An 11945-nucleotide genomic window follows, 5' to 3' on the forward strand; every position below is an offset into this window, starting at 1 on the left:
ACTAAATTAGCTCGTTTTTCGATCACATCAAATATGAATTTTCATGCATAAGAATAAATTCAGCATTACACCTGCCTGGTTGTTCCAGACCGACACCGGCGAACTGTTCGAACCCGGCCTGTTCCGGCTGCTGAAAAGCATTCGGGACACCCGTCGTCTGACCACCGCTGCGAAGGATTCCGGCATTTCCTATCGCCATGCGTGGAACCTTGTACACAAGGGTGCCGACTTCTTCGGCCAGCCTCTGGTGCAGATGCGCAAAGGCAAGGGTACCGAGCTGACACCACTGGGCGAGACGCTGCTGTGGTCCGAGCAACGCATCAAGGCACGTCTTGGACCGCAGATAGACAGCATGGCGTCAGAGCTGAACAACCAGCTCCAGCAGTTGCTGGAGGGCGATCATCCGGTACTGCGCCTTCATGCCAGCCATGGCTATGCCGTGGCATTGCTGCCAAAGTTTCCTGAACGCCTGGAACTGCGTTTGCAGTATTGCAACGTGCGGGAGGCGCTGTCGGCACTGAAATCAGGCGAATGCGACCTGGCGAGCTTCCATGTGCCCACCTCCCCTCGTCTGGCCGAGCAGACGCTGGATTACTATCAGGATTCATTGCAGGCAAAAGACCTGCGGGTCATCCGTTTCGTCACCCGTGAGCAGGGGCTGATGTTTCCCCGGGACAATCCAAAAGGCATCACCGGCCTGAAGGACCTGGCGCAGCCCGGCCTCCGTTTTATCAACCGGGACCGGAATTCAGGCACACATTTCCTGTTCAGTCTGCTGCTGCGGGAAGCGGGCATTGACCCCCAGAATATCCAGAACGCCGAACAGGAAGAATTCACCCATACCGCTGTGGCGGCCTATGTGGCGGCGGGCATGGCCGATGTCGGCTTTGGCGTTGAAGCCGCTGCGCGCCAGTTCGGCCTGGGCTTCATGAACCTTGCCACTGAACACTATCTGCTGATCTGCCATGAAGACCGGCTGCATCAGCACATCATCAGCGAGTTACTGGCCCTGATGCGCTCGCCCGACTTCGTTGACGAGATCGTCAAACAACCTGGCTATGCGCCGGATCACTGCGGCGAGATCGGCACCCTGGCGGAGTTTATGGCGAGCCATCGGTCCGAGTGGGGGTGAGTCGGGTTACAAATCCCCTCAATCGGCGAAGATTGCGCAGGTCAGGGGCATTGAATATAAACATGCTCTCCTCATTGTTGTTTAAGAGGTAAACGACAATACTGTTGTTTCATTCCACGCCGTCATGCCGGGTACTGAGCCAGTTGGTAATCCTGACCTTATCCGCAGGGAATGCTTTGACTGAACAACGAAGTTTCTGGAGCGAGGGTGCTCCACGCACGGAGCGCCTACTCGAGTTCGGGCGGGCATACAGTGCCTGCTCTTCAATGGAAGGAGATAGTGCATGAACAAGCATACTTCGATACTAGGCGCTGCTGGCATTATTGGCATCGCCGTCGCCGTGGGTGGCTGTGCGAGCCCTGGCGAACGGCCATCCGGAAAACTGCAAACCGCCGAGTCTGCCATTCAACAGGCAGTAGCATCGGATGCCAGAGAGTTTGAGCCAGTACTGCTGAACCAGGCGCAGAACAAGGTGGCCGATGCTGAAGAATTGATCGAAACAGAAGAATACCAGAAAGCAGCCCGCCTTCTTGAGCAGGCGGCCGTCGACGCACAGCTGGCCGCGGCCCGCTCGGATACCGCGAAGGCACGAAGGGCGGTTGAGGAGATCAATCGGAATATTGAGGCTCTTCGCCAACGAGTCGAAGAATCCCAGTAAGGTCTCAGCGGAAACAGGGAGATTGTTATGAACAAACGCAACATGACTGTAGGCGTGGCTGTGAGCTTTTCTGTGCTTATGGCCGGATGTGCCAGCACACCTCAGGACAACGAGGAGGTCAGCGAGGCAAGGGCTCTTTATGAAGAAATCAGAAACGACCCGAACGTTGCCCGCAGTGGCGATCGTCAGCTAAGGAATGCCAGAGACCAGCTTTCTCGCGCTGAAACGCTGCTGGAAGAAGGTGAGGACATTTCCGAAATCGAGCATGCTGCCTACCTTGCGCAGCGACACGCACAGATCGCGAGGGAGCAGGGAGAGCGTGCGGAACTGCAGAAGCAGATCGATTCTGCCGAGGAGCGGCGCCGGGAGCTGAAGTTGCAGATGCGCTCCGGCGAAGCAGAAGAAGCCAGGCGGGAAGCAGAAGAGCTGCGGCAGCGACTGGAAGAGTTGCAGGCCGAGAAAACGGATCGTGGAATGGTGCTGACGCTCGGTGATGTATTATTTGATCTCAACCGGGCAGAACTGAAAGCTTCCGGCGAAACAACCGTCGAGCGGCTGGCGGAGTTCCTGAGGGAATACCCGGAACGCCGGGTACGCGTCGAAGGTTATACCGACAGCACCGGTTCAGCGTCCTACAACCAGCAACTGTCTGAACGACGGGCCGAAGCTGTCCGCGATGCTCTGGTCAACATGGGCATCAGCCAGGATCGTATTGAAACAAAAGGATTTGGGGAAAAATTCCCTGTGGCGAGTAATGACACCTCCGGTGGCCGGCAGCAGAACCGCCGGGTGGAGATCGTCATCTCCGACGAGGAAGGCAATATCGAATCCCGTTAAATCCGCTCCTGAACATGCAAGCTGACAACTCAGTCCTGGCGAAAGCCGGGGCTGAGTTGGGAGTACTGGCTCACGAGGATTTTTTTATGGCAGAAGTACCCCGGAAACAGTCCGGCACGAGTGGCTATTCATGGAAGCTCTCCGCCGTTGCTGCACTGGCGGCAGTCATTGGGGCCGTATTCACTCTTGGAGAGGTTTCACCAATCATTACCGGGCTGATTCTTCTTACAGCCGTCGGCTGGGGTTTTACCGCCAGAGACAACAGGCGAGCTGCGGAGGAGGAACAGAAGCAGTGAGGAGCTGACTCCCACTAGCAGGACCCCTTCCCCTCCAGGCACCGATTCCCATTATCAATAGCCGACAAAGCCTCGTTCACCCGGAACACCTTGCCATTGACCTCCGGAATCCCGAACCCCTTCAGCCGCTCGGTATGTTTTGCCAGATAAGCACGGGCACTGGCTTCGTCTTCGAAAAGATAAATACCACCTGCCTCCTCTGTTTCAGGGTTTTCTGTCCACAGCTTCCAGATAAAGCCAGGCTCCTGTGCTATGGACTCGGCGAGATCCTTCATCGCACTGGCCATTTCGTCGCCAAATGGCCCGGCGAACGGGAAATCGACCTGTAACAGGGTTTTCATGACAGTCTCCTGTTTCGAATTGGCCAGGAAACGGCACTGGCACAAATTGTCGCAGGCCCCGGCTCTGGCTTAATTTCGTGATCACGATCATGTTATATAGTTATACCAGACCACAAAAATCACCAGGGAGATACCCAATGGCCAGGACGACGTACACAACTGCCGTGCTGCTTTCGTTTCTTTCCATGCCCGCCATGGCTCAGGTGCCGCCAGAACAAACGGACGAGTTGGTCACCGAGGCGCGCTCAATGGTAAAAGACTTCAGTGGTTCCCTGAAGAAGGCGCTCCAGGCCGCCATAAAGGAAGGTGGCCTCACCAACGCCATCGAGGTCTGTAACACGATAGCGCCGGAAATTGCCGCCGACAACAGCACCGGGGGATGGACCATCAGCCGGACCAGCCTGAAAGTCCGGAACCCGGATAATGCCCCCACTGACTGGCAGGAATTGCAACTTCATGCGATGGCGGAGAAGCCAGTCCGAAATGGAAAACCCGTAGAGACCTGGCAGGTTTCCGAAGCTTCAGGCCAGCCCCCGTTTCGATATATGAGCGCGATCCCGACACAGAAGCTCTGCCTTGGCTGCCATGGCAAATCAATCAATCCGGAAGTGAAGGCCAAACTGGCGGAGCTATACCCCGAAGACAGGGCTACCGGATTCTCCGAAGGGGATTTGCGCGGCGCATTCGTGGTGACCAGGGAAAACCCGGTTCCATAATCGAATGGACTGATCGTATGCCGCTCTCGCAAAACCCGCAAAACCGGGACAGACCCAGGTTCCCGAACGAGGTGATGGGCAATCCCCAGGACCAATGCGGTTCTCAGAAGAGGCGGCCCCGGTTTTACGGGGTCGCCGGATTTTCAGTTTTAGTTAAAGAGGCAGCTTAGATGGCGACGATAAAACCCGGCGGCCTGGGAATCAAAACGCGTCTGTTTCAGATCATTTTCGAGTCAGACACCCGCCTGGCCAAAGGTTTTGATATCTGTCTGGCTTTACTGATATTTCTCAGCGTCGGGATCATCCTCCTGGACAGTGTCCCGGAGTATCGTGCCCGCTTCGGTGACATCTTTTATGTCATGGAATGGGGCATAACGCTGCTGTTCACGACTGAGCTGGCCCTGCGCATCTATTGCCTGGAGAAACCGAAGTTCTACCTGAAAAGCTTTTACGGAATTATCGACGTTCTGGCCGTCATGCCGACCTGGCTGGCACTCATGTTCCCCGGTGCGCAGACCCTTGTAGTAGTGCGCCTGCTCCGTACCCTGCGCCTGTTCCGGGTAATGGAAATGATGGCGTTAGTGGGGGAGGGCCGCCTGTTGATGGACGCCCTGATTCGCAGCCGGGACCAGATCCTGCTTTTCCTGTTCACAGTGCTGATGGTCGTGACCATCTTCTCTTCGCTTCTCTATCTCATTGAGCCGGCCGAAGCGGGCTTTACCAGCATTCCCAAATCAATCTACTGGGGAATCGTGACACTGACCACGGTGGGCTATGGCGATATAACGCCAGTGACACCCTGGGGGCAGTTCCTTTCCATGATGATCATGCTGACGGGCTACTCGATCATTGCGCTTCCCGTTGGCGTTTTTTCCGCAGAAGTTATCCGCGCCCTGCGTGCGGAACGCTACTCCCATGAAGCCTGCCCGGGCTGCGGCAAGCACCGGCATGAAGTCGACGCCAGGTACTGTAAATACTGTGGCACGTGGCTTGATGAAGAGAGGCCCGACCCGCGTCATGAAGAGGAGCCCGAGCCGGGTAGCTCTGGGTGAATGCGGAAATTTCCCGGCCTGTGTACTCTGTTTTCGTTCCTGCCGCAAAAAAAAGCGACCACTCGCATTCTATGCTAGCTTTGGACATGCCCTGCCCCTAAAACAACAAAATCGGTCGCGGAGAACATCATGCCCAGGTTCGATACCATCATTAATAACGGCCTCGTTTTCGACGGCAGCCCCCAGCCCGCACGCGTCCGCCACCTGGCACTGAAAGACGGCCGGGTCGCGAGCATGGCGGACACCCCTTTTGCCGACGCTGAGGCCAGCGAAACCATTGATGCCGCCGGCCAATGGGTAATGCCGGGCTTTCTGGATACCCACACCCATTACGATGCCGAGATGCTGGCAGCGCCGGCCCTCAGCGAATCCGTGCGCCATGGCGTGACCACCGTGACCTTCGGCAGCTGCTCCATCAGCATGATTCTGGCCGATCCGGAAGACTGCGCCGATCTCTTCACCCGCGTGGAATCCGTGCCCCGGGAACATGTGCTGCCCCTGCTGCAGGCCAAAAAAACCTGGCACCGCCCCAGGGAGTTCGTTGCTTTTCTCAGGCAGCACACGCTCGGCCCCAACGTCACCAGCTTTCTCGGCCATTCCGAATTGCGCACCGCCGTCATGGGTCTCGGCCGGGCCGTGAGCAGAGACGAGCGGCCAACGGAAGCCGAGATGCAAACCATGGAAGGCATCCTCGAAGAGGCACTGGATGAGGGGCTGCTGGGCCTGTCCACCATGACCACCAGCTGGGACAAACTCGACGGCGACCGCTACCGCAGCGCTTCCCTGCCCTCCACCTATGCGCCCTGGTCGGAGTTCCGCCGTTTTAACCGCATTCTCCGCCGGCGCGGCCGCATTCATCAGGGCGCCCCCAACATCGTCACCAAATGGAACATGTTCCTGTTCCTCTCGGAGAGCGTAGGCCTTTGGCGCAAGCCCCTGAAGACCACCCTGCTCTCACTCATGGACCTGAAGGCCAACCCCCTGCTGGTCAAGGTTGTCGCCCCCCTGACCGGCTGGTTCAACCGGCTGCTGAAGGCCGACTTTCGCTGGCAGACCCTGCCCAACAAGTTCGAGGTCTATGCCGACGGTATTGATCTGGTGATCTTTGAAGAATTTGGCGCAGGCCAGGCCGCCCTGCATCTGCGGGATGAAGTGGAGCGCAATGAACTGCTGCACGAGGAAAGTTACCGGCGCTGGTTCCGCAAGGACTATGAGAACAACTGGGGCCCACGGGTATGGCAGCGGGATTTTCATGACGCCCTGATTGTGTCATGCCCGGATGACTCACTGGCGGGCAAGAGCTTTGGCGAGGTGGCCGATGCCCGGGGCCTGCATCCTGTCGACCTGTTCCTTGATCTGATCGTGGAATACGGCACCGACCTGCGCTGGCACACGGTCATTGCCAATCACAATCCCAAAGTCGTGGAGAAGCTGGTTCAGGACCCGTCCGTGATCATCAGCTTTGCCGACTCCGGCGCGCACATTCGCAACATGGCCTATTACAACTTCCCCTTACGCCTGCTAAAACTGGTCCATCAGGCGCGGGAGCGGGGCGAGCCGATCATGTCCATGGAAAAAGCCGTGTGGCGACTGACCGGCGAACTGGCGGACTGGTTCGGCATCGAAGCTGGCTATATCCGCGAAGGCGATCGTGCCGATATCACCGTGATTGATCCGACCAGGCTGGATCAGCCCCTGGACGACTACCACGAAGCACCAATCGAGGCATTCGGCGGCATCCCCCGCATCGTTAACCGCAACGAGGGACTGGTGACCGCCGTTTTCATCAACGGCGGCCTGGCTTTCCGTAACGAGACCTTTGCGGAAGATCTGGGCAAAAGCACCCGCTTCGGCACCTTCCTCCCCGCTACGGACAATGCTACGGACAAGGGGATCAAACATGCAGGTTAACGTACAGAACGGGCGCATTTACGTAGCCCGGGATGGCAAGGGATCACCTGCGCTGCTGCTCCACGGGGTGCCGGATTCGGCGGAGCTCTGGCAGCCGGTCATAGACGGCATCAGGGACCACTACACCTGTTATGCCCCGGATCTGCCGGGCTTTTACCGCTCCCAGGTGCCGTCCGGTTTCGATTACAGCCTCGAGGGCTACGCCACCTTTGTGAAGGATCTGCTCGACGCCCTGGGTATTGAACAGCCGGTCACCCTGATCCTGCACGACTGGGGCGGCATCTTCGGCATGGCCTTCGCCTGCCTGTACCCCGAGCGCGTCAGCCGCATCGTGGGCGGTTCCTTCCCGTTTTCCCATCTCTACCAGTGGCACCCCTGGGCCCGGGTCTGGCAGACCCCCGTACTGGGTGAACTGTCCATGGCCATGATGAACGAACCGCTGTTTCGCTGGGAAATCCAGCGGGGTAGCCAGCGCCTGGACAAAAGCCAGATACACGCCATGTACGCCGGGCGAGCCACCCGGCCTGAGACCCGCAACAGCGTACTCAGACTCTACCGCTCAATGCCGCCACGGCGTTTCCAGCCCTGGCAGTCCCGCGTGGAGCTGCTGGCCCGCAAGGTGCCTATCGACCTGGTGTGGGGAGCGGACGACCCCTACGTTCCCACTTACCAGGGCCGCCTCCTTCACCCCCGACGCATGCACGTGGTACCAGAGTGCGGCCACTGGGTGCCGGCAGAAGCGCCTGAGGCCATAATTGCAGCCGTGCTGGAAACCGACATACCCGAAACGACAGCACAGAGAACCGCAGAGCAAGCGAGCGAAAATGCCTGACAATGCCACAACCCCACTCCGGCGGACCCAGCAGGAACGTCGGGAAGCGACCATCCGCAAACTGCTGGATGCGGCCCGGGAATCCCTGATCGAAGTGGGTTATGCCAACACCAGCATTCAGCAGATATGCCATCGGGCGGGCGTGTCCCAGGGCGGCCTTTTCCGCCACTTCAAAACTCGCCTGGACCTGCTGATCGAGGTGGCGGATGACGTGAGCAATGCGCTGATCGACCACTATGACCGCCGCTTCCAGGCACTCAACCAGGAAGACGACCCCTTCCGGCTGGCCCTGGGCCTGTTACGGGAGAACTGCCGCGCGCGGGACAACGAAGCCTGGTTCGAGCTGATTCTGGCCGCCCGCACCGACACCACCCTGCGTACCGCCATGGTGCCCATCTGGCGGCACAATCGTGAGCGCACACTGGAACGGGCCATCAGCATGTTCCCGGCTCTCGCTCAAAAACACCCCGACTTCCCCGCCTTTGTCAACTGCATCGTCAACCAGTTCCATGGCGAAACCATCAACGGTTTTATCGAGAACAACGAAGCCGCGGACCGGGAGCGGCTGGAATGTTCGCTGGCGATGATCAGGCAGTACGCAGAAAGGTGAACCGGCGGTGGCCTCTTTTCTGAAGTTTCTGCAGTGCCTTTCACTTCTGGCGTAACCGCATAACACTCGACCGCAAAACGGACATCTCTCAAATACTGATCAGGCCTGGGCTGGAATGCCCTCGGAGCTCAGGATCCCCCCTGGCTCTGTGCCTGTCCTGTCTGTCATTTGTCTGGATCCCCCCTGGCTCTGTGCCTGTCCTGTCTGTCATTTGTCTGTCATTGGCTTGTATGTCTGTCATTACCCTATCTGTAATACCAACCAGCCCACCCTTGAATTTTCAATTAATTCAGAACCGATTGGTGCTGCACTCAGAAGAACTGTCGGGAATTTGATTCAAATCACGAGTGGGCTGCTAGTCTTGTATTAAAGGTGTAATGCATTGGGGTGAAAAATATCACTATCCCGATGGTTCGGGATGGCCAATATATCAATTTGCGTTCAGAAAAATTCTCCTGGGGACGCGGGAAACAATAAAAGGAGATAGGCAATGGAAAGACGCAATGGAGTTGAACGGCGCCGCCACCCTGCTGAGGTGCATCGACTGATGGATCAGGCATTGGAGAAAGGCAAGGTCGAATTCGCCCCCGGGATGTTTCTTGAGTCCAATAAATGCCTGGAGGCAGAACAGGAGCGCTGGCCAGAAAGCGAACCAGCCAAATATATTGATGCCTCGGCAGCTTCGTTCTGGGTAACCTTCGACAGCGGCCTGCCGCCGATGCCCATGAAGAGTATCGACGACATCGCTGAATGCATGGAAGATATTTGACGGTCCTGTTTACTTCGCTTCGCTGTTTACGTCGTTTACTTCCCCTGCCGGGCTGCGCGTGACCTCGCTGACGTAACGGCCGTAGCCCTCCTTCTCCATCTGCTCCAGTGGGATAAACCGCAATGCCGCCGAGTTCATGCAATAACGCAGACCGGTGGGAGCAGGACCATCATCAAAGACATGCCCAAGGTGGGAGTCGGCCATCGTGCTGCGAATTTCCGTCCGGACCCCGAACCAGGAGCGGTCCGCTTTTTCAACCACGGCATCGGGGCTGATAGGCCGGGTAAAGCTGGGCCAGCCGGTACCGGACCTGTACTTGTCGCGGGACGAGAACAGAGGCTCGCCGGATACCACATCCACATACAATCCCGGGCGCGTCTCATCCCAGTACTCGTTCTCGAAAGCCGGTTCGGTGCCATCCTCCTGGGTGACGTAATACTGCCTCCCGGTCAGCATTTCACGCAATTGGGCATCGCTCGGCTTGACGAAAGCCTGCCCGTCGCTGTCCTTCATACCCATGGTGTCGGCCTCGGGCCTGAACCGGGAAAAATCGATCTTCTGGTCCTCGCCCCAAACCTCATCGATAAACTGGTAGCGGCCGGAATTGAGGGTATAGAGCTTGTAGCGGATCGGATTCTTTTTGTAGTAGTCCTGGTGGTAATCCTCCGCGTCATGGAATGACTTGAGCCGCTGGATTTCAATCACCACCGCCTCGTCATAGCGGCCGGACTCTGTCAGGGCCTGCCTGGAGGCCTCGGCCAGGCGCCGCTGCTCAGCGTTATGGTAGAAGATGGCTGGACGGTACTGCCTGCCCCGGTCAACAAACTGACCATTGGCATCAGTGGGGTCCATGAAGCGCCAGAACCCCGCCAACAGCCCTTCGTAGGTGATCTTTTGCGGATCATAATAAACCTGAACGGCCTCCGTATGACCGGTGCGCCCGGCAGATACCTCCTTGTAGCTCGGGTTGGGCTCATCGCCCCCGCTATAGCCGGAGACGGCCTCCACCACGCCGGGAATCTTTTCAAAGCCGGCTTCCACACACCAGAAACAGCCGCCGGCAAAGGTAGCCACTGCCAGGTCGGGATCATCCGGGGCGTATGCGGAGTCGGTATTCACTGAACTGGTCGCGTTCACTGCAACAGCCGCCAGAGCGACCATAAAAACCAGCGAACCATAAACCATGATGCGTTTCATAAGCTTTTTCTCCTGATAACAATCTCAGGTTTTACTCTATATGGGTGAAATCACAGGAGTGTCCGCAAATCTTCACGAATCTATAAAGCGGGCTGTGGGTTGTCCGCAGGCAGGCAAATGACGAACTCTGCACCCTGGGGCTGACGGTTGACGACACTGATAGACCCCTGCTGCAGCGTCATCATCCGCTGTGCGATGGCCAGCCCCAACCCCATGTGGCTGAGCGCCTGGTTCTGGGTCTGGGTGTGAGAGCCCTGGCAGAAAGGCTCGAAGATATGTTCCAGCTCCGGCTCCGGGATACCAGGCCCGGCATCGCGGACACTGACTTCCAGCGACTGGCCGTTGCCCGCAATCACCAGTTCGACCTGGCTGTTCGCCGGACTGTAGGCGATGGCGTTACTGATCAGGTTATCCAGCACCCGTTCGGTCATGGCCAGGTCAGCAAAGGCCATGGGGTTTGGTGCATTGCCGCTCACCTCAAGGGTCACCTGTTTGCTGGCAGCCTCCGGCCCATGCTTCTGGGCAACATCGTGGACCAGCTCCGCCAGTACAAATGGCTCAGCCTGCGGGACTTTTTCCCGGGCTTCCAGCGCCGCCAGCTCGAACAGTTCGTCCACCAGCCGGCCGAGGCGTCGGCCTTCCTGCAGGGCAATGTCGAGGAAGGCGTCCTGCTCGGTAGCGCTGAGGCTCTCGCGCTTCATGCGAAGTGCCTCGATGTACCCCTGCATGGAAGCCAGCGGCGTCCGCAGGTCGTGGGAGACCTGGGCGACCAGGCGCCGGCGCTGGGCATCCTTGTCCTGCAACTGCTCGATCTGGTTGGCAATCCGCTCCGCCATCTGGTCAAACCGCCCCGCCAGATAATCAATCTCGTCACCTCCCCCCTTTGGCCTGCGCTGAAGGGACGACCGGGGAGGCCGGGACATGCCACTGCTCGCAAATGCCTCCACCTGCTGTGTCAGATGAGTCAGGCGCCGGGTGAGCCGATGGAATACCGCCAGCCCCGCCAGCATGCCCACCGTCAGGCTGATGCCCACAGCCCAGGCACTCATCTCTATGAAGTGGTCGCTGCGGGCCATGGCTTCCGCCAGGTCATATTCTTCGCCCCGCAGCACCACATAGAGGTAGCCTTCCGGGTTCTCCGCTGAGGGTACCGGCGTCACCGAAAACACCTTCCGCCGGTCGTGGCTGCGGGGGTCATCTCCCAGCACCGGGTACTCGCTCATATCCTCCAGAAGTGTGCGGATGGGCTCCAGGGAAACCCGCTTGCGCTTGATCTTTGCCGGGTCGGCGGAATAGGAGAGGATGGTGCCGTCTGTATCCAGCAGGTAAATCTCGATACTGGGATTGATGGTCATGTACAGCTCGAACAGCTCCTTCAGGGCCTCTTCGTCCAGGCGCCCCTCATCCACCAGATTGCGGTCTGCCACCAGATGTTTGGCCAGGTCCCGGTTCAGCTCCTGATTCAACGAGGCGTTGTACTGCTTCAGGGTATAGATGCTGACGAAGGAATAGATGATGCCCACGGCAACCAGGAGCAGGAACAGCCCCAGAGCCAGACGGGCGTAGAGGGTACTTGGCAGGGCTTTGGGCATGA

General features: G+C 58.2%; 13 protein-coding genes. 10 read left to right on the forward strand and 3 right to left on the reverse strand.

Annotated elements, in window-relative coordinates; genetic code table 11:
- Window positions 1–43: 43 nt before the first annotated feature.
- The 4 genes from LG327_RS02930 (at window position 44) to LG327_RS02945 (ending at window position 2923) form a co-directional block, all read left to right on the forward strand.
- Window positions 44–1132 carry a substrate-binding domain-containing protein gene (locus LG327_RS02930; protein ID WP_404365515.1) on the forward strand — a complete coding sequence of 363 codons (1089 nt, stop codon included), beginning with the start codon at window positions 44–46 and terminating at the stop codon, window positions 1130–1132.
- A 283-nt stretch (window positions 1133–1415) separates the two neighbouring features.
- Entirely contained in the window at window positions 1416–1790 is a 375-nt protein-coding gene (locus LG327_RS02935; protein WP_404365517.1) for a DUF4398 domain-containing protein, read from the forward strand.
- Window positions 1791–1817: 27 nt separating this feature from the next.
- Entirely contained in the window at window positions 1818–2627 is an 810-nt protein-coding gene (locus tag LG327_RS02940) for an OmpA family protein (RefSeq protein WP_404365518.1), read from the forward strand.
- Window positions 2628–2713: 86 nt separating this feature from the next.
- A complete protein-coding gene (locus LG327_RS02945; RefSeq protein ID WP_404365520.1) occupies window positions 2714–2923 on the forward strand; it encodes a hypothetical protein in 210 nt (69 codons plus the stop codon).
- 14 nt (window positions 2924–2937) lie between these two features.
- Here the strand turns inward: LG327_RS02945 and LG327_RS02950 are convergent, their stop codons facing one another.
- Window positions 2938–3264, reverse strand: a complete 327-nt coding sequence (locus LG327_RS02950; protein ID WP_404365522.1) for a monooxygenase — start codon at window positions 3262–3264, stop codon at window positions 2938–2940.
- 137 nt (window positions 3265–3401) lie between these two features.
- Between LG327_RS02950 and LG327_RS02955 the strand changes: the two genes are divergently transcribed.
- From LG327_RS02955 to LG327_RS02980, 6 genes are all read left to right on the forward strand, one after another.
- On the forward strand, window positions 3402–3980 hold the full coding sequence (locus LG327_RS02955; protein WP_404365524.1) for a DUF3365 domain-containing protein: 579 nt from the start codon (window positions 3402–3404) through the stop codon (window positions 3978–3980).
- 170 nt (window positions 3981–4150) lie between these two features.
- Window positions 4151–5032 (forward strand): ion transporter, encoded by an 882-nt coding sequence (locus tag LG327_RS02960; RefSeq protein ID WP_404365526.1) that lies wholly within the window; start codon window positions 4151–4153, stop codon window positions 5030–5032.
- Window positions 5033–5161: 129 nt separating this feature from the next.
- On the forward strand, window positions 5162–6943 hold the full coding sequence (locus LG327_RS02965; protein ID WP_404365527.1) for an amidohydrolase family protein: 1782 nt from the start codon (window positions 5162–5164) through the stop codon (window positions 6941–6943).
- Entirely contained in the window at window positions 6933–7775 is an 843-nt protein-coding gene (locus LG327_RS02970) for an alpha/beta fold hydrolase (protein WP_404365529.1), read from the forward strand. Before LG327_RS02965 ends, LG327_RS02970 begins: the two co-directional genes overlap by 11 nt.
- The gene (locus LG327_RS02975; protein WP_404365531.1) at window positions 7768–8385 is read left to right on the forward strand and encodes a TetR/AcrR family transcriptional regulator; all 618 of its coding nucleotides are present in this window, start codon (window positions 7768–7770) and stop codon (window positions 8383–8385) included. The genes LG327_RS02970 and LG327_RS02975 overlap by 8 nt, the downstream gene beginning before the upstream one ends.
- Before the next feature lie 490 nt (window positions 8386–8875).
- Window positions 8876–9154 (forward strand): hypothetical protein, encoded by a 279-nt coding sequence (locus LG327_RS02980; RefSeq protein WP_404365533.1) that lies wholly within the window; start codon window positions 8876–8878, stop codon window positions 9152–9154.
- Window positions 9155–9163: 9 nt separating this feature from the next.
- Here the strand turns inward: LG327_RS02980 and msrB are convergent, their stop codons facing one another.
- Window positions 9164–10351, reverse strand: coding sequence for a peptide-methionine (R)-S-oxide reductase MsrB (gene msrB / locus LG327_RS02985; RefSeq protein WP_404365535.1), 1188 nt, complete (start codon window positions 10349–10351; stop codon window positions 9164–9166).
- Between the two features lie 80 nt (window positions 10352–10431).
- Window positions 10432–11943 (reverse strand): ATP-binding protein, encoded by a 1512-nt coding sequence (locus LG327_RS02990; RefSeq protein WP_404365537.1) that lies wholly within the window; start codon window positions 11941–11943, stop codon window positions 10432–10434.
- Between the last annotated feature and the right edge of the window lie 2 nt (window positions 11944–11945).

Source organism: Marinobacter sp., assembly GCF_044799475.1.
GTDB lineage: Bacteria > Pseudomonadota > Gammaproteobacteria > Pseudomonadales > Oleiphilaceae > Marinobacter.